The 23,316-nt window shown below is 42.4% G+C and carries 31 protein-coding genes; all 31 read left to right on the forward strand.

Annotated elements, in window-relative coordinates; translation table 11 throughout:
* The first annotated feature begins 59 nt into the window (after positions 1-59).
* The 31 genes from AB1401_00525 to AB1401_00675 all read left to right on the forward strand — a co-directional run bounded on the left by AB1401_00525 (position 60) and on the right by AB1401_00675 (position 23,268).
* A complete protein-coding gene (locus AB1401_00525) occupies positions 60-3,455 on the forward strand; it encodes a phage tail tape measure protein (GenBank protein ID MEW6613947.1) in 3,396 nt (1,131 codons plus the stop codon).
* A 21-nt stretch (positions 3,456-3,476) separates the two neighbouring features.
* Entirely contained in the window at positions 3,477-4,538 is a 1,062-nt protein-coding gene (locus AB1401_00530) for a hypothetical protein (protein ID MEW6613948.1), read from the forward strand.
* A gap of 55 nt (positions 4,539-4,593) precedes the next feature.
* Entirely contained in the window at positions 4,594-5,043 is a 450-nt protein-coding gene (locus tag AB1401_00535) for a hypothetical protein (protein ID MEW6613949.1), read from the forward strand.
* Between the two features lie 9 nt (positions 5,044-5,052).
* On the forward strand, positions 5,053-7,101 hold the full coding sequence (locus AB1401_00540; protein MEW6613950.1) for a hypothetical protein: 2,049 nt from the start codon (positions 5,053-5,055) through the stop codon (positions 7,099-7,101).
* Positions 7,098-7,544: a hypothetical protein gene (locus AB1401_00545; GenBank protein MEW6613951.1), complete on the forward strand. Its 447-nt coding sequence runs from the start codon at positions 7,098-7,100 to the stop codon at positions 7,542-7,544. The genes AB1401_00540 and AB1401_00545 overlap by 4 nt, the downstream gene beginning before the upstream one ends.
* An 11-nt stretch (positions 7,545-7,555) precedes the next feature.
* On the forward strand, positions 7,556-8,422 hold the full coding sequence (locus tag AB1401_00550) for a hypothetical protein (GenBank protein MEW6613952.1): 867 nt from the start codon (positions 7,556-7,558) through the stop codon (positions 8,420-8,422).
* An 8-nt stretch (positions 8,423-8,430) separates the two neighbouring features.
* Complete coding sequence (locus AB1401_00555; GenBank protein MEW6613953.1) at positions 8,431-8,637, forward strand: hypothetical protein; 207 nt, start codon at positions 8,431-8,433, stop codon at positions 8,635-8,637.
* Between the two features lie 34 nt (positions 8,638-8,671).
* Complete coding sequence (locus AB1401_00560) at positions 8,672-9,061, forward strand: DUF5675 family protein (protein MEW6613954.1); 390 nt, start codon at positions 8,672-8,674, stop codon at positions 9,059-9,061.
* 183 nt (positions 9,062-9,244) lie between these two features.
* A complete protein-coding gene (locus AB1401_00565; GenBank protein MEW6613955.1) occupies positions 9,245-9,598 on the forward strand; it encodes an S-adenosylmethionine decarboxylase in 354 nt (117 codons plus the stop codon).
* A gap of 13 nt (positions 9,599-9,611) precedes the next feature.
* The gene (locus AB1401_00570) at positions 9,612-10,163 is read left to right on the forward strand and encodes a hypothetical protein (GenBank protein MEW6613956.1); all 552 of its coding nucleotides are present in this window, start codon (positions 9,612-9,614) and stop codon (positions 10,161-10,163) included.
* 444 nt (positions 10,164-10,607) lie between these two features.
* The gene (locus AB1401_00575; protein MEW6613957.1) at positions 10,608-10,817 is read left to right on the forward strand and encodes a hypothetical protein; all 210 of its coding nucleotides are present in this window, start codon (positions 10,608-10,610) and stop codon (positions 10,815-10,817) included.
* Position 10,818: 1 nt separating this feature from the next.
* Complete coding sequence (locus tag AB1401_00580; protein MEW6613958.1) at positions 10,819-10,995, forward strand: hypothetical protein; 177 nt, start codon at positions 10,819-10,821, stop codon at positions 10,993-10,995.
* The gene (locus AB1401_00585) at positions 10,992-11,213 is read left to right on the forward strand and encodes a hypothetical protein (protein MEW6613959.1); all 222 of its coding nucleotides are present in this window, start codon (positions 10,992-10,994) and stop codon (positions 11,211-11,213) included. The genes AB1401_00580 and AB1401_00585 overlap by 4 nt, the downstream gene beginning before the upstream one ends.
* A complete protein-coding gene (locus AB1401_00590; GenBank protein MEW6613960.1) occupies positions 11,164-11,682 on the forward strand; it encodes a hypothetical protein in 519 nt (172 codons plus the stop codon). Before AB1401_00585 ends, AB1401_00590 begins: the two co-directional genes overlap by 50 nt.
* Positions 11,683-11,692: 10 nt before the next feature.
* The gene (locus AB1401_00595) at positions 11,693-12,073 is read left to right on the forward strand and encodes a hypothetical protein (GenBank protein ID MEW6613961.1); all 381 of its coding nucleotides are present in this window, start codon (positions 11,693-11,695) and stop codon (positions 12,071-12,073) included.
* Positions 12,074-12,083: 10 nt separating this feature from the next.
* Positions 12,084-12,311, forward strand: a complete 228-nt coding sequence (locus AB1401_00600) for a hypothetical protein (GenBank protein MEW6613962.1) — start codon at positions 12,084-12,086, stop codon at positions 12,309-12,311.
* Positions 12,312-12,339: 28 nt separating this feature from the next.
* Positions 12,340-13,767, forward strand: coding sequence for a hypothetical protein (locus tag AB1401_00605; GenBank protein ID MEW6613963.1), 1,428 nt, complete (start codon positions 12,340-12,342; stop codon positions 13,765-13,767).
* A gap of 24 nt (positions 13,768-13,791) precedes the next feature.
* Positions 13,792-14,040: a hypothetical protein gene (locus AB1401_00610; protein ID MEW6613964.1), complete on the forward strand. Its 249-nt coding sequence runs from the start codon at positions 13,792-13,794 to the stop codon at positions 14,038-14,040.
* A 17-nt stretch (positions 14,041-14,057) separates the two neighbouring features.
* Entirely contained in the window at positions 14,058-14,267 is a 210-nt protein-coding gene (locus AB1401_00615; GenBank protein MEW6613965.1) for a DUF5049 domain-containing protein, read from the forward strand.
* Between the two features lie 149 nt (positions 14,268-14,416).
* The gene (locus AB1401_00620; protein ID MEW6613966.1) at positions 14,417-14,830 is read left to right on the forward strand and encodes a hypothetical protein; all 414 of its coding nucleotides are present in this window, start codon (positions 14,417-14,419) and stop codon (positions 14,828-14,830) included.
* Between the two features lie 11 nt (positions 14,831-14,841).
* Positions 14,842-15,207 carry a hypothetical protein gene (locus AB1401_00625; GenBank protein ID MEW6613967.1) on the forward strand — a complete coding sequence of 122 codons (366 nt, stop codon included), beginning with the start codon at positions 14,842-14,844 and terminating at the stop codon, positions 15,205-15,207.
* Positions 15,208-15,216: 9 nt separating this feature from the next.
* A complete protein-coding gene (locus AB1401_00630; protein ID MEW6613968.1) occupies positions 15,217-15,828 on the forward strand; it encodes a hypothetical protein in 612 nt (203 codons plus the stop codon).
* Positions 15,829-15,858: 30 nt separating this feature from the next.
* Entirely contained in the window at positions 15,859-16,278 is a 420-nt protein-coding gene (locus tag AB1401_00635) for a hypothetical protein (protein ID MEW6613969.1), read from the forward strand.
* Positions 16,279-16,282: 4 nt separating this feature from the next.
* The gene (locus tag AB1401_00640) at positions 16,283-18,400 is read left to right on the forward strand and encodes an AAA family ATPase (protein ID MEW6613970.1); all 2,118 of its coding nucleotides are present in this window, start codon (positions 16,283-16,285) and stop codon (positions 18,398-18,400) included.
* A gap of 19 nt (positions 18,401-18,419) precedes the next feature.
* Entirely contained in the window at positions 18,420-19,934 is a 1,515-nt protein-coding gene (locus AB1401_00645; GenBank protein MEW6613971.1) for a VWA domain-containing protein, read from the forward strand.
* 26 nt (positions 19,935-19,960) lie between these two features.
* Positions 19,961-20,887, forward strand: coding sequence for a DUF6744 family protein (locus AB1401_00650; protein MEW6613972.1), 927 nt, complete (start codon positions 19,961-19,963; stop codon positions 20,885-20,887).
* Positions 20,884-21,057, forward strand: a complete 174-nt coding sequence (locus tag AB1401_00655) for a hypothetical protein (GenBank protein ID MEW6613973.1) — start codon at positions 20,884-20,886, stop codon at positions 21,055-21,057. The genes AB1401_00650 and AB1401_00655 overlap by 4 nt, the downstream gene beginning before the upstream one ends.
* 171 nt (positions 21,058-21,228) lie before the next feature.
* A complete protein-coding gene (gene dnaN, locus AB1401_00660) occupies positions 21,229-22,305 on the forward strand; it encodes a DNA polymerase III subunit beta (protein MEW6613974.1) in 1,077 nt (358 codons plus the stop codon).
* Between the two features lie 18 nt (positions 22,306-22,323).
* Positions 22,324-22,758: a JAB domain-containing protein gene (locus tag AB1401_00665; GenBank protein MEW6613975.1), complete on the forward strand. Its 435-nt coding sequence runs from the start codon at positions 22,324-22,326 to the stop codon at positions 22,756-22,758.
* A complete protein-coding gene (locus tag AB1401_00670) occupies positions 22,736-22,993 on the forward strand; it encodes a hypothetical protein (GenBank protein MEW6613976.1) in 258 nt (85 codons plus the stop codon). The genes AB1401_00665 and AB1401_00670 overlap by 23 nt, the downstream gene beginning before the upstream one ends.
* Positions 22,994-23,022: 29 nt before the next feature.
* Complete coding sequence (locus AB1401_00675) at positions 23,023-23,268, forward strand: hypothetical protein (protein ID MEW6613977.1); 246 nt, start codon at positions 23,023-23,025, stop codon at positions 23,266-23,268.
* Positions 23,269-23,316 lie beyond the last annotated feature (48 nt).

The following is a 23,316-nucleotide window of genomic DNA, read 5'->3' on the forward strand; positions in this document are numbered from 1 at the left end:
TGTCTCGATGAAACTGCTTTTTTAAATATAAAAAGACGACTGCCTAGAGGACGTGCATAATGTTTGACGCTGGTAGTTTAGTTTCTAAGCTCACGCTTGATGCGACTGAATATTTCAAAAAGCTTGGTGAAGCCTTGTCCAAGTTTGAAGGACTTGGTACGTCTATCGGCAAAGAAATGGATAAAATCCAAAAGGATGGACAGATTGCAGCCGATAAGATGGCTAGCTCCTGGAATAAGGCACTGAAGGACATTGAAAAGAATTCCGATATGTTCAAGAGCATCGGAATGAAGATAAGTGCTATCGCTGCGGCTGGTACTGCTGGACTAACAGCGACTGTTATGGCGTCGTCGAAATTCGAGGCGTCCCTTGCTAATGTGTCTACTCTGGTTAATACGAGTGAAGTCAGCATGGCAAAGCTAAAGCAAGGTATCATGGATTTGCCTCCTGAACTTGGGCGGGCAACCATGTTGAGTGAAGGCTTGTATCAGGCGTTGTCTGCTGGAGTAAAGCCTGCTGAGGCGATAGGTTTTGTCACTGCTGCGGCTAAGGCGGCAAAGGCAGGTTTGACTGATGCGTTTACCGCTGTCGATGCTGGAACAACGATCCTGAACGCGTTTGGAATGCAGACTTCCGACGCTGGCATAGCTTTTGATCAGATGTTCAAGACTGTTGAGCTTGGCAAGGTCACATTTGAAGGTTTGGCAGTAACGGTTGGAAATGTAGCACCTACGTTTGCCACTGCAAAGCTGTCCACCGAAGAGATGTTCGCCGCCATAGCGACCTTGACTGCTGGCGGTATTGACGCTGCACGTGCTACTACGTCATTGAACAGTGTAGTTTTAAATATAATCAGGCCACAGGAAAATGCTATTGAAGTTGCACGACAGTACGGGATTGATTTGAGCCTGGCTGGACTACAGGCGAAGGGGTTCAGTGGATTTTTGAAAGAGCTTCAGGATAAAGTTGGAGGTAATACTGAGGCACTCGTTAAGATTATACCCAACATCGAAGCCTTACGAGCTATCCTGCCGTTGGTTGGAACACAGGCTAATATGTTTGGAGAAGCCCTGGACGCTATCGGAGCGAAATCAAAAGGTGCTATTGACAAAGCTTTCTTAAAACAGATGGACACAACTAAGGAGTCATTTGCTGCTCTTGGAGTTAGTGTTGAAAAGTTTGCGATTGCTATTGGAGACAAGCTTGCACCTGTCATAAGGGTTGTAACAGAGCGTGTAACGGATATGGTTAAATGGTTCAATGACTTGAACGATGGATGGAAAACTGCCATCGGTCTCTCGGTAGCTCTTGGTACTGGACTGGCTGCTATTACTGGTCCTGCACTTCTGCTGATAGGATACCTTCCACGAATAGCGGAAGGTATTGCGATGATAGGTACTTTTATTGCTGCGCACCCGATCGGGCTGGCGATCACTGGGATTGCTGCAGCGATAGGTGCGCTTACTATTGCGTTTTTGTCATATAAAGCAGCCCTAGCCGATGTGACCCCATTTCAGGAATATTCACATAATCTTGCCGTTGTAGATAAAGAGCTAGAAAGATTGAGGGGACGAGTTGAGACCCTAGAAAAACAACCATGGATTTTCGGACCAACGAAGGGCATGATTCAGGAGACACTGGATCGGATTAAAGAACTGGAAGAGAAAAGGCAACAGATCATACGTGACTTTGCCAAGATAGGAGACAAAGAAGAGGAGGATAGGAAGAAGGCAAAAGAGGAAAAAGAGAAGCTGGAAAAGGAGAAAAAGAGAATAGAGGAGCAAGAGGAAAGGAATAGACGAAAGCAATTAAAGTCGCAAGCAGATGATGAGGCAAGAAAGGAACGAGTGAAGCTCAACCGTGAACTAGAGTTGTCTCTTATGAACGAGAAGGAAAAAGCCATTGCCATAATGAATGAAAAGGTTGAGGCGTTCAGGAAGGCTGGTCTGGATGAGACTAAGATTCAGGGATATATTGATCAGGAAAAGCTTGAAATTGAGCAAAAGTATACAGGGTTGACACAAAAAGAGTACGATAAGCTCGTGGAACACTGGAGGCAGGCTAATAAGTACAAGGCAGAACTGGCTGGGAAGGCCCTTGAAGAAGAACTCAGAGAGACTGATAATGCTATTAACCAGCAGGAAGCCATGTATCGTGATTTGTTCTACAAGTCAGGTCAATATGCTAAGGAATATACATACTTTAGAGAGCTTCAAATCGATATTGAAACCGATGACTTGATAGAGTCCCTGACAAAGAATGTTCGAAGCATAGAAGAAGCTAATGAAATCATCTTGCTTATAGAACAGCAAGCGGTAGAAAAGAAGAGACAACTCCATCTAGAAACCAATAAGGCAATGCTTCAGTATTCAAATGATTTTGTTATGGGGTGGAGTATAGGACTGGATGAAATGCTAGCAAAGCAATACACCTGGGGACAGGCGGGCTATGATGTGTTCAAAGCCTTTACGGATGGTGCAAAGACTATGTTCTCCAGTATGTTTATGGACTTTTTCACGAGCGATCTCAAGACGTTTGGGGATTACTGGGAGTCGTTTTGGAACTCTATGCAAAGAAAGTTCTCGGAAATTTTGTCACAGATGCTGGTGGAATGGATGATGACGCAAGGAAGGATGCAATATGCCACAGGCGGCGGATATACACAGACTGGAGCAGGAGGACAGGTCGTACAGACCAGCTATGGGATGTTGTCAGGGGCAGCATTGGCTGGGATTCCTGCAGGTTCCGAGGTTGCGTTCGTGCCTCTATCCGAATTGTCTCAGGCAGAAATCACGGCGGCCGTGCAGCAGGGGGCGAACATTACCACCACATCAGAGGGTGTCCAGGGGCTTGCGGTGACAAAAGTTGCGGAGGCTGGGTTCTGGCAATACGCCGGGACGGCGGGTATTAGCTATATGGGGTCTAATCTTGTTGCTTCTCTTTTGGGAACGGAAAAGGGAAGTGCTGAAGACCTGGCAACAAGAGCTTTGTCAGGAGCAGCAACAGGGGCTGCTTGGGGCACATGGGTAATGCCTGGTGTAGGTACAGGCATAGGTGCAATCATAGGAGGGATTACAGGACTGCTCGGTGGTTTGTTCCATGAGGGTGGCATCATCAAGGCTCATGGAGGGCTGAAGATAGGAAGTGCTATCTCCGATATGATGTCATCTGTTTTTAAGCCAAGAGAAAAGCTAGTCCTTACTGAAGTTGGCGAAGGGATCCTACCTGTTCCAGTCATGGATAGACTTGGTGACATAGGTTTTGAGAGCCTACGGAGTGGGAACTTTGAGATTAAATCCGAACGTAGCTCTGTATCAGGAACTGGAAACCATTTCTATATTGATAAGTTGGTAGCGATTGAAGGTGACTACCACGTGTTTGATGATAGGTTTATTGAAAATCTGACCAGAAAGGTAAGAACTGAATTACAAAATCTTGCAGAACTGAGGCACTAACTGATGGGTAGTTGTAGGTTCATGTACCAAAACGAAATCACTGATGCGTCACTGATAACGGTATCATCCTTGCTGTATGGAACTATAGGTGGGGTTTTTGCGGAACAGTTGGGGTCTGCAACGGTTCAGAATGGTGGTGTGTACTCTGGTAATATTGATCGTCAATTTGTTGTTGAGATAGATAGCGTTGCTGGAGGCAAAGAGGTTGGTCAGGCAACGTTCAAGTGGTCTGATACAGGAGGGGTGACATGGAATGAAACAGGAGTGTTGACGCAGACCGATCCGTACTTGATGAGTTATGGTGTTACGGTTAAGTTTACTACCGGAAGTGGAGATGACTTTGAACTCGAAGACAGGTGGTCATGGATATGCTCGAATAATTATGGTACGCAGAAATTGATAGACCTGGATAGGGAGTATTGGTATCAGTCTCGGTCTCTCGATAACCCCAACACGATTACGGTGGATTTAGGTAGTGCTAAGAATATTAAGGCATGTGAGATTTTCGACCATAACTTCTCTTCCGTAGCAGTAATTACGTTAATGGCTAATGATGCTGATTCATGGGGTTCCCCCTCTTATTCACGTGTCCTGACATGGAATGACGAAAAGATTGGTGTGTACCTTGATGAGACGTATAGGTATTGGAGATTGCAAGTTTCTAACCAGACTAACCCTGATGGATATATCAGGGTGGGAGAATTGTATCTTGGATCCTATATGGAACTGTCACGCAACTTCGAGCTGGGACGTGGACAGAAAACCGTTGCATCGGAAAGCAGTCAACGGTCTAAAGCAGGAATTGAAAGAAGAGAGCTTAACTATCTTCAGGAGGTATTTGGTATTACGTTTAAGGACCTTGTTGAGAATGACATAACTCTTCTGTTAGCAATGTTTAAGCAATTGAAGAGCGTGTCTCAAAGAAAAAGTTTACCGTTTTTTTTCAATGTAGACTGCGAGAATCCAAACGATACGTTTTTAGTTCATATTGAGAAAGAACTTGATCGGTCGAATATACGGCAGTACCTAGACCTGTACGATGTTAGTATGACATTAACGGAGGTAAGTAAGTCAAGTGCATAATAGGTCTCTAGCGTTTGCTACAAGACAAAACAGAGGGGAGCGGGAAGTAGTTGTTATGCGGATTACTAACACTGCTGGACTACGTATATTCTCGGAAAGACGTCCACCAGAAAACATAGTTCAAGTAACTGAAATTGCGCTCTTCGATGGAAGCTATACGTTCAACGGTGACATACTTTACGGAGATGGATATGAAGCAATATTGGACTTTGGTGGACGTGTACTGAACTGGGGAGAGTTACGAAATACCCTATTGCCCGGTGGTAATGACCTTTTTTCGAGTCTGCAGTCACAGGAAATATCCACCATCTCAATTAGTATGGACAACACGGATAAGTATTTCTCCAAAATCCTTGGAACTGAAAATCTGCTGTCTGCTGGTGTTGAGGTACTAGTTGGGTTTGATGGTATTGCCAGGGATGAATTTATAAAACAGTTCACAGGAATAGTTCAGAAAGTCTCTCTTGGTGATGGAAAAACTACTCTTAACCTTCGTGCTGTATAGGATTTAGTAATGAGCATCAATTTGCAAGAAACGTTTAAGCTAGGTCATGCGTGGCGGTACAGTAATCCCCGCACTCCGACTGATTATTTGCCTTTGGTTTACGGATACATGAAAGGTGGGAGCAAAGGAATATGGAATTGTCCATGTATTGATACTGTGAATTTCTACTACCTCATCTCTGATAGCACGATACTGAGTGCAGGAGATGGGAATAGCTTTACGGTTTACGACAAGGATGGAAATGTTATTGACCCTGCAGATTACACCATTGTTGACGACCACACCGATGAGAATGGTAAGCATATAGCAATCATTGATTTTGTTGCAGACCAGGCTACGAAAGAGCCTATATCAATTAGATGTAAGGGTAAGAATAGTAGTTCATCGCTCATAGAGAATCCGATTGAGGTCATAGAAGATTTTGTTGTTAATGTTGTTGGTGGTGCATCCTCAGATTTCGATGCCTTTGCTTTGCAGAAGGCAAAGGATATCTGTAGCGGATACGAATGTGCTGGGTTAATAAATGGAGACAGGTCTATAGGTACTACGCTGTCCGAGATTCTCTATTCTTTTAATGGTGAGTGGTGGAAGAATAACGTTGGTAAAATAGTAATATTGATTAATACCATCAACCAGGTGTTTGACCATAAGGGCGAAGTATTCGAGAAGTATGTAAGTAATCTGGTGGCTACACAAGATGAGAAAAATCTCTGCAACCAGGCAGAAGTTCTCTATGCCTATAACTACAGGCTGAATACGTATGAGGAAGGAGATGATGGTAACTCCACTAAGGATCAGTTATCGCAGAGTATACACGGAGCCAAGATTAAGACGTGTGAATTTAAATGGTGCAGGGACTTAAGTACGGCAAATGCTGTTCAGTCGGTTATAGTTGATAGGTTTAAAGACTCTGTATGGATGATCAGTTTTGATGATGCTACGCTGAGGAATGTTCATTTTGAGACAGGAGACTTTGTTCTGTTTAGCCACTCTGAGCTTTATGATAAGACACGAAGTCCGTTTCAGAATAGAATTGTTCAGGTGATGTCGAAAGTTGTTAGTCTCAATGAGGGGTTCGTCTCGTTTGAGGTTGTTGATAAGAATGTATCTTATCACAGCTTTGAGGAGACGTTTGAAGACGTTGTTAATGTTTCGGAACTAATCTCAAAGACTTTTGGCAAGGGTGCGTTTGAGCAGATTGGCATATCAGAGCTTATTGCGATGGCGGTTACTAAGGTAGCGGCCGATGGAGTATCTATAAGTGAGGCAGTAGCTAAGGATGTCCATAAGATAGGAAGAAATGTTGTTACCTCTCTTGGTTCTATTACTTGTAACCTATCCCTAGTCAATGGGGTTGCCTTTGTAACCAATCCGTCAGTGGACTTAACTCCTTATATTGGAAAGTTACTTACCTTGAAGGCAGGAGGTAAAACTCTAACGGGCTGGATCAAGGCGGCAGGGACTGGGGAAACATATGGTTCAGAAACACTTTCAAATCCAGAATTCATTGATGCGAGTGCATGGAATACTGTATTGACTGGATGGACATTAGGGGGAGGAGTTGCCACATATGCACCCGGAGACGTGTATGCACATATATATCAGGCTACATCTCCATCTGTGGGCAGTCTGATGAGAGTAGTTGTTATCGCTAATTCAGTTTCTGCAGGTTGGTTCATTCTGGATTGGCCGGTTTCGTATTTTTATAATACGGCAGGCACTAAAATTATTTATGGGGTTGCTACGGGTGGGTTAGATAATAAACTGATAGCATATTATAGTTTGATAGCGGAATTTGAGAGTTATTCAGTTAAACAAGTTTTAACCCCTTCGCCTACAGGTGTTACGATAGTATCTACCAAGGGTGGGTCAGTATATAACTGGGCATCAAATGACGGTATAGACCCTAATGCAGTAGCTTTTGATGCTTATATTGGAGATGAAGCAGAGAAGGTTTGGCTCTCTGAGCAGGCATGGAAAAACTGGTTCAAGTATGATGGGGTGTATGACCATAATGGAGCAATCTATTACGGAAAGGATTATGGGGTGCTGGTATGAAAAGTACGATAAAGATCAAGGGTAAGGTAAAGATAGAATTGTTTGATAAAGATGGCAAGCTGAAGGATGTCAGGGATATCGCTGGCAATCTAGTTGTGGATGATGGACTTAGTCATATAGCTGACCAGATGAGTGACCAGGGGGAGGCGCAGATGTCGCACATGGCGATTGGAGTAGGAACGACTGCCCCTGATCCTAGCGATACGGCTCTTGAATCAGAACTCGATAGGAATGCACTAACGTCTGTAACCCAAACAGATAATGAAGTCGAGTATATCGGTGATTGGGCTGCTGGTGACGGAACCGGTGCAATAACCGAAGCTGGAATTTTCAACGATCCGGCTGCAGGAACAATGCTTGCCAGAATAACTTTTGCCGTAATCAACAAAGCTGCCAATGATCAGCTCAGGATAACCTGGACGCATACATATAGTGCAGCATAGGAGAATAGAATATGGAAACTCCATCTTGGATACAATATACAGAATCAGTGGTAGGAGAGAATCATCCCTCACTGGCTGATGTTGCCAACAGGCCGGCAAAGACGATACACACAAATCACTTGAGTTTGCTTCTTGGGCTAAGAATCAAGCATTCCATCCTGAAATATGTCGATGATGATGAATTTAAAGTTTCGTTTCCTTTCACACCACCTGGTGAATCGGCTTGGTCAGATGTCACCCTGAAGCTTGCCCTTGTTGCAGGTGGTGGACAACTTAAGGCAGGTGATGCAGTCACAGCCCATGAGTTTTATGTCGTCTATATTGCTAACACCGTAACCGAACAGCCCATTGCTGGTGATTTTGTTATACGAGAGGGGCAGACGACTACCGAATCAGGTTACGCAAAGATTGGAGTAATCTACAACACCCAAGTAACAAATGCAGTTATCAGAGCGTTTGACATGGCTGAGCACAATGTATATATGTGGCGGGATGGAAAAGATCTTAGACCATTGGATACTGGTGCTCAAACGAGCTGGACAGATGTTGATCTTGATCCCGCTGTAGGGTCAACACGTTATGCTCCATCAACGGCTCGGCAAGCAATCATGTTTGCTGTTTTGGTAATTAGAGTTACTGATTATCAATATGGAATAGCATGGGCTCGAAAAGATGGTGGGGCTGGTAATGGAAGATATGTAGCCTTTGCTCAGCAAAATAGTAATGGAGATATAGCTAGGGATGCTAATGAGTTTAGAATTGAATTGGTTAATGGAGTTTTTGAGTATAAGCTTTCAGGAGATGCAGCAACTTTATTAACAGTTGATATATATTGCCACGGTTTTGTGGATTCAGACAGCGTAAGCGTAAGTGATTAGGAGGCAATATGGCAGTACATTGGGGGTATGTAGAAAAAAGACTGGCTGACGGAAAAATAGTTGGGTGGATATGCTCTCCCAAACCACCAGAGGCAAGAAAAGGGTACGACTGGGTGGAGGTGGAAGATCAACCCGTGGTTGAGGGAGAAACACTACTGGTTAGGGATAAAAAGGTTGGAGAACGGGTGAGTTCTGATGAATTAAAGGTTATATGAATGATTTAAGCTTAGAAAGAAAGTGATACGAATTATGAAAACAAAGATAGTTAGACTTGAAGAAAGTACTCAGGGAGCCTTGGGGGTATTGCTAATTGATGATGTTATCTTCTGTTTTACATTAGAACCAGACAGAAATGAAAAAGGAAAGTTATATATCCCACAAGGAGAATATCATTGTAAGAGATTTCACGGTACAAAGTGGAAGAATACCTTTGAGATAGTAGTACCTGGTCATACAGCAGTTTTATTCCATTCAGGAAATACCGAAGCCGATACTCTGGGTTGTATTCTTCTTGGTGCCACTACTGGTAAACTAAAGGGGAATAGGGCTGTTTTAAATAGTGGAGAGACGTTTAAAAACTTCTTAGACAGAACCAAAGATGTTAATGAGTTTCCTCTTATTATTGAAGATAGCTATTAAACATTGGGTAAGCTATGTATGTGAGGGGCTGGAAGATTAGAAGTGCATGGTATTGGAGCGAGTTAAAGATTGGTATTGTCATTGATATTAGTCGCAACCGAATAGAAATCGAACTCCAGCCTTTTCCTTGTTGGTGTATTTCAGTATGGAAAAGACGGAAATCACATAATGGAGGTTGAGCCAATGGAAGGATTTGGTCGTCATTTTACTTTTGATGGAGTAATCAAGGATATAAGTTTGATTGAACCAGAAAGGGTAAGAGATTTTCTTAATAAATGCCCTGATGAAATAGAGATGACCAAGATTACACTTCCATCGGTGTATGAAATAGGCGGTAAAGTTATTGGGATGGTTATTATAGCTGAAAGCCATATAAGTTTTCATGGAAACCTGAACACAGGATTAATAAATATTGATGTATTTTCCTGCATGTTTTTCAGTTTTAAAACAGCCTTTGATACAGCAGAAAAATATTTCCCTTGCAACAGGGTTAAAACCAATTTTATTGAAAGAGGTTTAGAATTTGTAAGAACCTAGAAAGGAGGACAATGTGGATTGGTCAGATGTAGTCGATGTCATAAAGAAGGTAGCTCCAACAGCAGAGGGATTATTGTCTGCTTTTGGAGGTCCACCAGGGATGATAGCTGCGGGGGCGATTAAGGCAGCAGCGATGGCTTTTGGATTATCCGAGACCGCTAAGCCAGATGAGTTAGTTTCAGCAATAGCTAATGATCCTCAAGCCGCTTTAAAACTTGCGCTAGCCGATCAGGATTTCAAGCTGAAAATGAGAGAGCAGGATATTGAAGAGATAAAGACTAAGCTTGTGGATGTTCAAAATGCTCGTAATATGAATGTTGAAGGAGTTAAAGCGACTGGAAAAAGAGATGTGGAAGATAAAGTTTTTGACTGGTTCCTCATTATTGGTTTCTTTACAATACTTGGACTTATGCTTTGGTTAAAGCCGCCTGAAAGTACCAATCTAGGATTAATGATAGGGGCGGTTATTATGGCATTCGGACAAGTAGTCAATTTTAGGAAGGGAACAACAGTAAATAGTTCGAGAAAAACAGAATTGCTTGCGAAAGCGGAACCAATATTTTAACTAAGAAAACTAAGAAATTTATCGATAAAAAAAGGATTACAACGCTTTTTATCGCTTTACGTAGTATCAACAGTAAAGCATCTGTAAAAATATCGGGGCTTTTCTGAAAACATCAATAACATTAACTACTTACATGATGTCTAAAAACGCCTACAATGAATTTTCTTTTTTAAACCCATATAAACCTACCTTTGTTTGACATCCATTGATTTTGTTCCAGATCAATACCATCAACTGTTTACCGATTCAACAATATCAATACTTCACCGTCCATAGTCACCGAATCAATAAAATCAAGCCTTTACCGATTCAATAATATCAAGTATTTACCGTCAAGAAAAACGGCATAAGTACTTAAAATCATTGCATTTTTTTCTTGACACCAGTTTATCTGTATGCTAGAATGAAATCATAAAACATAAATCACAAAGGGGGAAAAAGGAGATGCCAAGCCAGGAAGCAATTGAGGAGATTGAGAACATAACCGAGTATCTCATAAGGTTCGCAACCAGGCCCCCAAAGGGCTCCCTTACACCTTACCTAATCGGTACTAAGCTCCTAAATGAGGGATTGAACAACCCTTCAAATCTCGCAATAGTAATGGCTGATCTTAAGAAAGCAGGAGTAAAGATTCAATCTGCCAGAAGGTATTAAGATGATGGAAATAGAAAGAAGTATAGTCAAGAAAAAATTGATGGACGCTGAAGGATACTTCCTTGATAGGAAAATGATAGCGTTCGATGGAACTGGAGACCTTCATATTCAGTGGCTACTGGCAATAGTGAAATTAATAGTGGCAGGAAAGCTAACCCTAAAAGGAGAATTAGAATGAGGTCAATTGAAGAAATTGTTGAAAGTGTTCTTATGGAAGAAAAGAAATTGTTTCCACAGGAGTCTGACACAGAGAGGCTAAAAGCAACAAAGCATCTCTGCAAAAGATGCGAATCCCCTGTTATCAATGGACGCATTATCTGTCCAAGGCTCGAAAGGGAGATAGCACTTGAAGGATGCAACCGCATTTATGGAGGTAACTGTGCACCAGTTTTATAACGAAATTGAAGGATGGTTAACTGATTCAAAATTGAAGGTAAATGGCTGCCCGGACTTCCCGAGAAAGATCGCTCTTGATTGTTTGGTGTTAGGAGGTCCTGAAAAATATGGAGTTGCCAAGAAAATGTGGCGAAGTGCTTATGAGAACGTGAGACATCTTCTCACCGATGAAGCCTTTGCTGATTTTGCTTCCGTTGGATTAACAGTTTGGATAGCGGAGCAAGGACTTGATGGAACGCTGACCGAATTCATAATGGACTATGTTGCTTACCTGGTTGAGAAAGACCTAGAGGTTGAGATCAAGGGAAATACGACATCGAAGAAATCAATGGGGGTTAGAATTAGAGGCAAAACCCCTGAAATTGCAAATTTAGTATATCAGAAAATGATGGATGGTGCTTTGAAACTGGTTGGGAGCATCGATGAGGTATTTGCTAATCTTCTCAATACCATAATTCTAGCAAGATAAGGAGAAATGTATGAAAAAAGGTACGTACTATATAGGGGATCCAGGTTACGTCTTCGATGAGTCTTGGGAAGATTTTTTAGAAGAAACGGAATACTGCGAAGATGGGATATATGAATATACAGGGGAAATGGTATGTGTTGGCAAAACGGCTTATGGAGATGGTGCTTACTATGATATGCAGAGAAGGAGGTATGCGGTTGACTCTGGTTCGTTGGGTATTTTACCAGTTTCTTTGCTAGAGATGGATAATATAGAGACCGTTGAAAGTATCAAAAGCAAATGCTTTTCCCATATCGTAGAAATGAAAGAAGATTTTGATTGCAACGTAAAAAATGGGGTTTTTAGGTTTGGAAATATTGTAATTGATACAAAAGATGATGGAGAAGAATAAGGAGGAAGTTATGGCTTACGATCCGGACTTAGATAAGGTGGTGAAGGAGTTTACGCATGAGAATGGTCTCTGTGTATCGATAAACCGCTACAATGGTGGAGACGAGAAGGTACAGATAGGACCAAGGGTTATTGGAAAGGGGACTATCGCCGAAAAAAAAGTGAAGGCTGGAAGGCTGTCTAAGGAAGAGTTTGAATGGGTTTGCTCATTGAGAGAGAAGATAGAGAAGTGTTTGTAGTCATTGCAAACTGATTGCAGGATGATAGATGAAAGGAGACAAAATGGCTACAGGTGATAATTGGCTTGAGGTTTCAAGAAGTGGCCTCAGAGAGTTACAGGAAGGTAAGCCGAAGCACTTTATTGTCCGGGAACTTGTGCAGAACGCTTGGGATGAAAAGGTAACGTACTGCAAGCTGACCACAAGTTGGAATAAAGGTGTTGCTAAGATTGAGGTTGAAGATGATAGCCCGGAAGGATTCAGAGATTTATCGGATGCCTTTACGTTGTTTTCCCATACATACAAGAGGTCTGATCCTGAGAAGCGTGGTAGGTTTAATCTTGGCGAGAAGGAAGTTCTAGCGATGTGTGATTATGCCTTGATACGGACTACGAAAGGGACCCTAGTTTTTGATAATAACGGGAGGCATAGGTCTGGTCGAAAGCGGATAGCTGGTACGGTTATAATGGTACATGTCAAGATGAAGAAGTTCGAGTACGATGATATGCTGAAGGCACTACGAAAGTACATGGTGCCTGATGGAATCAGGTTTAGTGTCAACGGAGAAGAGGTCTTGTATCGTCGACCGTTCAAGGTATTTGAGGCTACGCTTCCTACAGAATACGTAGTGAATGGTGTGTTTACAAGGACAAGAAGAAAGACTCGAATCCATGTTATGCATCGTAACCCTGAAAGCGGTGCAATGTTGTATGAATTAGGAATCCCGGTCTGTGAGATTGAGTGTCTATACGACATTGATGTTCAGCAGAAGGTTCCGCTGTCAACCGACAGGAGTATGGTTCCCGAAAGCTATTTGTCAAACGTCTATGCGGAAGTGCTCAATGCGGTATACGAGGTTGTGCCTGAAGAGTGTGCATCTGAGCAATGGATTAGAGAGGCGATTGGGAATAGCAGAATAGGACGTGAGGCACTCAAGGATGTTATTGAAAAGAGATTTGGAGACAAGGTTGTAGTTGCCAACCAGTGGGATAGAACGTCTATTGATAGAGCTGTTTCGGAAGGATATAGAGTAATTAGGGGGCAGGATCTCTCAAAGGCTGAATGGACGAATGTACATCAGTATGAACTGATTAAGTCATCGAGCGTTCTGTTCGGTACGAGGTTTGTAGGATTCACGGAAGTGGACCCCGATGATAACATGAGGAAGGTAGCCGAGCTTGCCCGAAAGATTGCGAAAGGATATCTTGGGGTGGATATTCTGGTTAAGTTTGCTCGATGGGAAGGGAATACAGGAGCAGAGTATGGCAATAAGGAGTTGTCGTTTAATGTTGCATGTCTTGGCGTGGGTTTTTTCAATCCACCACTGTCCGAAAAGGTAATAGATCTGATTGTTCACGAAATATGTCACGAGCGTGGTTTGCACACGCAGGCAAGTTATCATAATGCACTGACTGGGGTTTGTGGAATGCTGGTTATGATTGCTTTGAAGGAACCTGAATTCTTTGAAGTTGATTAAACAGATAGTAAAGGAGGTGAAAAGATGTTTTGTAAAAAATCGGATCACCAGTACGCTGAGAAGGAATGCCCGCAGTGTGGACAGGAGTTTTGCTACGCCTGTTGTAACGGGACAAACGTAGACCAGGAAGGAAATTATGACCCTGATTACATGAACTGTCCCTATTGTGGAGCAGACTACTACGGAGCAGATTACTACACTCCTGTCCGTGATATAGCAGGGCAAATTGTAAACGGATTGCAAAAAAGCTCGGTACCCCACCCCAAACGTTAAAGGAAGGAGAATGAGAAGTGGAAATAACAAAAGAAGCAATGGAACAATATGAGAAAGTTAGGGCAAGCGGGATTTGTAATATGTTTGATATGAATTGTGTCGCTACGGTATCCAAGAAGCTGAAATTCAAAGAATTATACAAGATAGTTCAAAGCAGGAAAGAATATGGAAATTTATTGGAGAATTTCAGCGTTCTAATGAAAAAATATGGAATAAAACAGAGATAAGAGGTAAGCCCATGGTAAACCAAACATAGGGTGCAAAAATTTGCTAAGTATTTGATATTACGTCATTTTTTATTTGACAACTAAATTTTTTTCTGCTAGAATGAATCATAAACCACAAATCATAAGGCAATGGAAGGAAGGTGAGCGAAATGGCATTGGTTAAGCAAACTGGAACATTGGAAGAAGTGGTTGATAATGCAAGGATTGATATTGAAGAACTGCGTGATGAAATGGAAAGTTGGCGGGACAATATATCCGGGACTGGACTGGAATCTACCGAGAAGTATGAAAGAGTCGACGATACTGCTGATACACTTGATAGAATTGTTGATGCCCTGAATGATATTACATGGATGGATATTAGGGAAAGTGAGGTTAAGTTTCAAGTTGATCAAAGGAAAAAGGCTCCACGATGGCTTAGACTACAGAATTCGGTATCTGCTCTTAATGCGGCATCTGAGGTTATTGACAATATTATTGAAAACCTTAACGATATTAAAGAGAGTCTTGATACTGCAGTCTCCGAGGCAGATGGTGTTGATTTCCCCACAATGTACGGTTAGGAGGTGCTTGAATGGCAATGGATAAGGAAATATGTGCCGAGTGTGGCAAAAGTGTGGCTCCTGGTTCGGGAAGGTTTGTTAATAGGATATTTGTATCAGATAATTATGAATATCGAAAAGAGATGGGATATCCATTCCCTGATGGAGAGCATATCTGTGAGGAATGCGAAGATGAGGTCTGTTGTGAAAGCAATGAGATGGAGGGGAACAGTGTTCGGGATGTAATGAAGGATAGCATTAGAGAGGTTCTGGCGCAAAACTACAATATTTCCACAGAAGAGGTTGATACCGACCTCGTTGCTCATTTGGCTGATGAGGCGTTTCGTGTCTGTGGTATCGGCGATAAAGAGCAGGACGAACTCTGGAAGAAGGAATAAGGAGGAGTCATGGGATGGTATATAGAAATTAGTGGTACCGTAACTGGCTTATCTGAAAAAGCATGGCTGTTTATTCAAGATAAAGTTGAGAACAGATTCGAGACAGTAGAGTGGACACCTGAAAATGGTGGCACACTTGAGGTTGATACATATGGAAAATGGGATATGTTAAACGATAAGGATTTCTTGAAGATGTTGGCATTCTCTCTATCTGAAGGTGGTTGGGGGGAGTTTACGTTGAGTGACGACGATGGAAAGAGCTGTGTGTTCATTGGAGCCCCTACGAAGGATGATCCGTATGGAAAGGTTGTTGTTGATTTTGTCAGGGAAGTGTGGCCTGAAAATCCATTCCGAAAAGGAAGGCTCTTCGCTTTCACGCTAGAAGAGAGGAATGGAGAGCAAGAATACAGCTATGACCATCTGGTGAGGGCTGGTAGCATTGAAGAGGCAATACAAAAGGCTGAAGACTACGCTAGTAGGTTCTATGGGGTTGAGGGTGATGATGAAGATGGAGGGTATTACTTCTTTGGTGGTTGCCTGTTTGTTAAGGTAAGGGATGTCCGGGAGATGAACGAGAGCGACTGGTGTCTTGAGATGTACCGTAAGTGCTCGATTGATTGAGGGGAATGGCATAAGTAAAGGAGGGGTGTAATGCCAAGGATGAAGAAAGTTGTAGAAGAAATCCTTACGAACCATGGGCTGATAGATAAGTTTAGAAAGGATGAGTTTTTCCATGCAAGAATTGAAAGTCCTGGGTTTATGAGACTTGTGATTGAAAGATTGGGTGGAGGACGGGTATCTGTTGCTCACTACTACGAGCAGAACGGTGACCTCATGGCGGACCCTGACATCGTGTTTGATATGATGGATCATGATTGGGTACCAGTGGAGTACACACAGCATAATCTTGGGATTTATCAAAGAGTTGTACATGATAAAGGTGGTCAGGAGTTTGTAGACATAAAATTGCAGAAAAGTATTGCAAGTTTTGCGAATGGTCTATGGGCAAAGAACTTGAAACATCAAGGCTTCGCTGATCCTAAGCAATCAGTAGTAGCGGAGAGGTTGTGAGATTATGGGAATAGAAAAGATAAGAGAGGAAATGAGGAAAGACTTTGTTGAACGGTCTGAGCTTGTTGATGGATGCCTTGTTGCTGTGTTGGCAAAACAGCACTTATTGATGATAGGTCCTCCAGGAACGGCTAAGAGTTTGCTCTGCAATGATCTCTGTCTCAGGGTGGATGGTGCCGTGTATTTCCAGTGGCTACTCACGAAGTTCAGTACACCGGAAGAGATATTTGGGCCGATTTCGCTAAGCCACCTGGAGAAGGATGAGTACAAAAGGATAACTGCAGGGAAGTTACCGGAAGCTCATATTGGGTTCTTGGACGAAGCTCTTGACTTGGATACTCCACTAGCAACGCAGGAAGGATGGAGCACGGTAGGACAGGTTAAAATAGGAGATACGATCTTCGGAGCAAATGGAAGTCTAGTCAATGTAATAGGCATGACGGAGATAGCAGCAAATAGAGACTGTTATAAAGTGACTTTACAGAATGGAGAGTCTATTGTAGCTGATGCTGGGCATAACTGGCTATGTCGAAGAGGTAGAGGTCATCATAGGGTTCCTTTCAAGGTTAGAACGACTTTGGAAATGGCAAATGAACTTAAGAAGAACGGATTCTTGCAGCTTCCACTTCCTAAGCCTGTCCAGCTACCGGAGCAAGACTTACCAATAGACCCGTATGTTTTAGGGCTATGGTTGGGTAATGGTAATTCGTGGAACGGTGAAATTTTAATGCGGAGAGAGTGGGCCGATGCTGCTCTAGCAGAGATACGGAAGTCACTGCCAAAGGCAAGAATAGTTGAAAGGGCAAATTGTTCCAAACAGTTGAGAACTATTTCCGTGGGAGATACTGGCTTACGATCCAAATTGGGAGATGCAGGATTGCTGCTTTCCAGAAGTGTTTACAGGGGGAGTGGCAAGAGCGTCCCGTTGGTATATTTACGTAGCTCGCTTGGTCAGCGCTTGCGATTAGTACAGGGGTTAATGGATACGGATGGATATATGCAAAAGGGAGGAACATGTACGTTTAGCAATACGAATGAGAACATCGTTGACGGCATAGTTGAACTGCTTAATAGCTTAGGAATCAGGTGTTCAAAAAGGCTAACCAACGATAAAAGGGTAGGAGCTAAAGGGCGGCATAAGAGATGTTGGAAGGTAAATTTTAGGGCAACGCCGGGTATGCCTCCGTTTCTGGCTAGGAAAGTTTATATTCCCCCTTTGAAACAGCGACGCCATATCAGAGTTGTGTCTGTCAAAAAGGTAAAGTCACGTCCGGTAAGATGTATTGCGGTTGACTCAAAGGATCATCTGTTTTTGGCTGGCAGAGTGATGGTGGTTACGCATAACTGTTTCAAGGCAAACTCGGCCATCCTGAATAGCTTACTGAGCATCGTAAACGAGCGTGTTTACCACAACGACTCGAAGCCAATGCCTGTTCCACTGTTCTCGTTGTTTGGTGCTAGCAACGAGTTACCCCATGGAGAGGAGCTTGGAGCACTGTACGATAGGTTTCTGCTTCGGTATGAGGTTGGATACATAGGAGAGGATTCAGGCTTCAAGGAGATGCTGCTGTTGGAAGAAAGACCTACGAAGGAGATGATGAGCCTTCAGGAGTTGGAAAAACTACAGGCCGAGGTTGTGAAAGTTGAAATCCATGATGATTTGATTGAAATGGTTATCAAGCTACGTGGTGAATTGAAGAAGGAAGGTATCATCGTATCCGATCGTAGGTGGAAGCATAGCCTGACATGTCTTCAGGCGTTTGCACTGTTGAATGGGCGTAGCAAGGTTGTTGAAGAGGACCTTGAAATTCTACATCACATTCTGTGGTCGTACCCTGAACAGAAAAAGGTTGTAACCAGGATTGTTAACTCGATTGCAAATCCGTTGAACCAGAGAGCAATGGAAATATTGGACCAGGCTACCGAAATCTACAACGATGCAGTGGTTAATGGCACAACAGAGCTTGGGATCGAGGCAAATGCAAAACTGAAGAAACTAAGAGCTGAGATCGATAGTCTGATTAAGAACGCAACTGGTGGTATGACAAAGGCTGAAGAAGTACGAGAGAAGGTGAAGGAGTTCAACAAGGTCATAGTCCAGAAGTGCCTCGGTCTCGAATAGAAAAAAAGAGGCTGTAGGTTTGTTGGAGAAGATGATGGATAAAAATAATGGAGAGTTTGTAATCAGAAATGATGCTTACGATAGGCTGTCCTTTGGTTCGATTAAGGAAGAGTCGAAAGAGTTGAAACGGCTTGAAGAGGATGGTAGTGCGTTCTTTTCGACGTTCAGCCCACTCATGCAGGATTTCTACTCTGCGCTGTACAAGATAACACCACGGATGTCTGAGGAACTGTTTCCCGCATACGAGCTGAATAGGGTGCTGCTTGAGGAAGCCATGGGAACGCAAGAGTTTAGGAACCTAAAAGAATTTACGAAGCTTGATGATTTTAATTCTGCTATGGGGGTGCTAAGCGTTGGAGGCAAGGTGTTGTCGCAACTTCCCGAAGATGTCACTGATGAAACAAATATGATGATGAAAGCTCAGAGGTTTCTTGAAGGTATGATGACAGAAGTTGATAGCTTGGATGACCTATCAAGTCAGGCTAAAGGCAAGAAAAAGCAGAAGTACCATGGAATGATTGAAAACTTGAATAAGCAGATTAATGAGGTAGAAGCCTTAGTAAGAAATCATGGAGAGAAAATTGAAAAGTTACTCGATGGCAAAAAGGACGATATTAGACGAATAATGAGAAAGGTGTGTCAGGAAGCTATGAATGACGTGCAGGAGACATCTGAGTTCCTGGACACATGGGGGTCTGAGCCGGGTAAGCCTTGCCTGTTACCTGTTGACCAGAAGCTCGAATTGGGCAGGGAGATTATGAGATCGAATAAGCTGAAACAGATTGCGAAGATAGCTGGACGATTTCAGAGGATTGCTTTGCATAAGCAGGCTACGAAGACGAAGCATGGAGTTGATGAGATAGTTGAGCTTGAAATTGGGAATGATCTTGGAAGAATTGTTCCTTCTGAACTGGTAAGGCTTGCCCACCCTATTCTTAAGATGGACTTCATGAGGAAGTACCACGAACGACAGCTCTTGCAGTACCGAATGGAAGGAGTTGAAAAGAAAGGAAGAGGTCCGATAGTCTTCTGTTGTGATAGCAGTGGTTCTATGGAAGGAGCGAATGAGATATGGAGCAAGGCTGTTATGCTAGGGCTTTTGACTATTGCTCGCAAGGAAAAACGTAATATGGCTGTTATCCATTTTGGAAACAAGGATCAGATTAAGACGTTCGAGTTTGTTAATGGACAGACTGACCCACATATTGTTGTTGAAGCTGCATCGTGGTTTTTCGGTGGTGGTACTGATTTTGAAGCTCCGCTTCATAAATCGATGGACTTGATCAGTCAATCTGAATGGAACAAGGCTGATATCGTATTCTGTACTGATGGTGAATGTGGTGTTAGCGAAGAGTTTCTTGCCGAGTATCTGGAGATTAAGAAAAGCAAGGAGTTTAAGTGCTTCTCGATTTTGCTCAATGTCGGTATTAACCCGAATAGCGATTACACACTGAAGTTGTTCTCTGATGATGTTGCGACACTGACGGATTTGTCAAGGGATGGTGAAGCAATTGATCTGGCGTTCACAATATAATAAACCACAATAGAGGAGGTAACAAGATGGAGAAAAGATTTGAGCTAGAAAAGGTAAAAGGGCAGTATCAAAATTTCCCAAAGATTGGTGACATAGTCTGGTGGTCGTTAAGTAACATAAAGGTTAGGAGAGATGATATTGAGAATATGTTCAGGCAGGTTGGCCTCGGGGAAAACTACTTGCCGGCGGTAATAACGAATGATTCCGCTTACAGGAAGGCAATCAAGTACAATCGAAAAGTATCTGATCCGCAGCTTCTCAGGTTGATCTTGGACGATAGTGACATAATCGTCCACGGCATTGTCAACGAAAAGGCCGATATGGAAAACATGAACCTCGACTATGCGCTTGAGGCAAGGGTGTCTCTGGACAAAGGAACTGGAGTATTCCACAGTACGACTGAGACAGATAAAACCAAGAAGATCCATGAAGACTATGACTTTTACATGCTGTATTACACAACGGATGATGTCAGGAGTATAGTCGTCCGGGTGATAAGGAGCCTGAACCCAACAGTAATCCGGGAAGGCGGTGGTGTCTACTTTGTGCCTGTTACGTATGAGGATACCGTCAAGAAACTTGAGCAGTTGATCCCAATGATGTCGTGGTCTTCTGTCGTGTATTCGCTCCCTATTATTGACACGGAGAAGACAAGGAAGAACATCTTTGCGGTTTATACGACCCAAGTTGAGAAGGAGATAGAAAGAGTTGTAGCTGAACTTGAAGGGTTCGATAACCCCACTGTTGATGTATTGAAAAACAGGGTTGAGAAATTTAATGCTATTCGTTTAAAGGCGGAAATGTACGAGGATCTGATAAAGATGTCAGCAGATGGGATTAGGTCCAGAATAGATTCGGCTGTTGATGCTGTGACGAAAATAATGTTGGGAACAAAAGGCGATGCGGAGCAATGTAGTCTCAGTATTGGCAACGTTGCAGGAGGAGCACTATGACACTAGCCGAGATGGGGGAAAAGATACTTGCTAGCGATCTGGATGATGAAACGAAAGCTGAGTTGCTTGAGGTGTTGTGTGAGTATTCACGAAGGGCAAAGGAAGAATGGCATGGGTATGACGATAATTGTACATGCAAGGCGTGTCAGGCTGAACAGACTGGACCATAGGGTTTTCTTACCGATGAAAATTCCTGACTCTAAATGACAAAACAAAGGAAAAACAGGAGGGTAAACTCTTACCCCCTACCCTACCATTCCCCCAACTTTGCAAACGGTTTGCAGCTAAAATAATTTGACATTGGATAGAATGAAAATAAGTTAAGGAAAACGAGGTGATAGATGAAAATTAAAATTGGAAGAAAGGAATTAAAAGGCAAATTGCCTATGCTTAAAAAGGTAGCTGGTAGTAAAGCATCGCTGTCTATCCTTACGCATAGTCTTCTTGAGGTTAAAGATGATGGCATATTCATTATTGCGACAAACCTTGAAACAGGTATGTGCATAAAGTTAAGAAATGTTGAGGTGCATGAAAAAGGACAGGTAGTTTTAGATCATGCTATGTTATTGAAAATCGCTACAAACGTTAATAGTGAATATCTTGAAGTCGAAACAGGTGATGACTGTGCTCATGTTCATGCCGGGACATATAAGGCTAAGATGCCTATAAACTTTACACCTGAGGACTTTCCGAAAATGCCTGATATGCCAGAAGATTGCATGAAACCTATACTGAAAAGTGAGTTTCTAGAGGCAGTCGGGAAGGTCATGCATGCACTTCCTTCAGATGCATACTACGCTAATGTTAGGTTTAATGGTGTTTATGTTGGTAAGGATGTGGTTGCTATGGATGGTCATAGAATGGCAGTGGTTAGAAAGGATTTTGGTTTGGGAAATATTCTTGTTCCCAAAGACTTTATGGATAATCTCCAGTGGTTAGAAGACGAGGAAGGCGATGAGATAAAAGTTACAGTTAATAAAGGTACGATAGTTTTTGAGTGTGGTGACATTATATTGTTTGGAAGATTGATAGAGGGGGAATACCCTGATTATGAAAGCATTGTCTCAGATGAAACTACGAAAACCGTAGTTTTTGAGAGAAGAGAACTGGCAAGAACTATAAAAATGTTAAAGGCTGTAGGATCGTTCAGCAGGATCGTGATTGAGTTTGGAGATGGTGATATGGGTAGCGTTAATATAAGGTCATTTGATAATTCTGGCGTAGGAACAAATGAAATCCCTGTCACATATATTGGCAATGAATCGTTGGCGATAGCGTTCAACGGCAAGTATCTTCTGGATATGCTTAATGTTGGAAATGGAAAGGAAGAGTTTGTTGTAAAGATGAGCGATAATAGGTCTGTTGTCATCGTTGAGGAAGAAGATGCAGTATTTTGCATAATGCCTATGTCTCTGTAAGAATAATTGGAGAATAAAATGGAGATTCAAATAAAAGAGGGAATGAAAATAACCAAACCTCAAAAAGTAGCAAAAGTACTTCAATTGATTTTAAACGGAGAGAACGATTTAGATCAAGACAAGGAACACTTTTGGGTAGTAGGGCTCACTGCAGCTAGCTGCATTAAATATGTCGAATTGGTAACTCTTGGCATATTAAACCAAAGCGTAGTACATCCTCGGGAAATTTTTAGAATGGCGATCCTCAAAAGTGTTGTTGCACTAATTGTTGGACATAACCATCCATCAGGAAAAGTAGCTCCATCTGATACTGATAAACGTATAACAGAGGTGATAGCGTCTGCTGGTGATATAATTGGTATTAAGCTGGTAGATCACATAATAATTGGCAATAACACAAAAAGATATTACTCGTTTAAGGAGGATGGTTTTGAAGATAATAGGCAGACATAAATGTGTAGCAGGAGCCACTATCACAGAAAGCTATGATGAAAAAAGAGAAGGATACAAGGACATATTATATAGACGTTTCACTGCCACTATACGAGGCTGGCAAAACTGGAAACTTTTCGAGGGGTATATAGAAGAAGATACCTTTGAAAAAGTAGTAAATAAGGCAATAGAAATTCGAGTTCGTATAGATAGCGGAGATGAAACCGTTTTTGAACACAAGGGATTTTGGCTATAAGCAGGAAAGTGAAGGAGGTTAGGATAGCTATGGATATTTATGACTTGGATCACAACAAGATGGTTGTTCACGCTCCAACAACGGACGTTCTTGACATGCTTCACGCACGTGCCTACAAGAGGACTGTCTTCTGCCTGGATATGGATGACGTTGAATGGCTAAAGGAAGAACATGAAAGTGCCGATGGAATGACAAAGGGGCAAATTGATCTGATCCTGAAGGCTCTTGAGGGGATAAATGATGGTTTTGCGTTTCTTAACCTGATGGTTGAATGATTATGATGGACAGAACCAAGAACAATATGGTTTGCTATGAGAAAGGAA

It is taken from the genome of Thermodesulfobacteriota bacterium (assembly GCA_040757775.1).
Classification (GTDB): domain Bacteria; phylum Desulfobacterota; class UBA8473; order UBA8473; family UBA8473; genus UBA8473.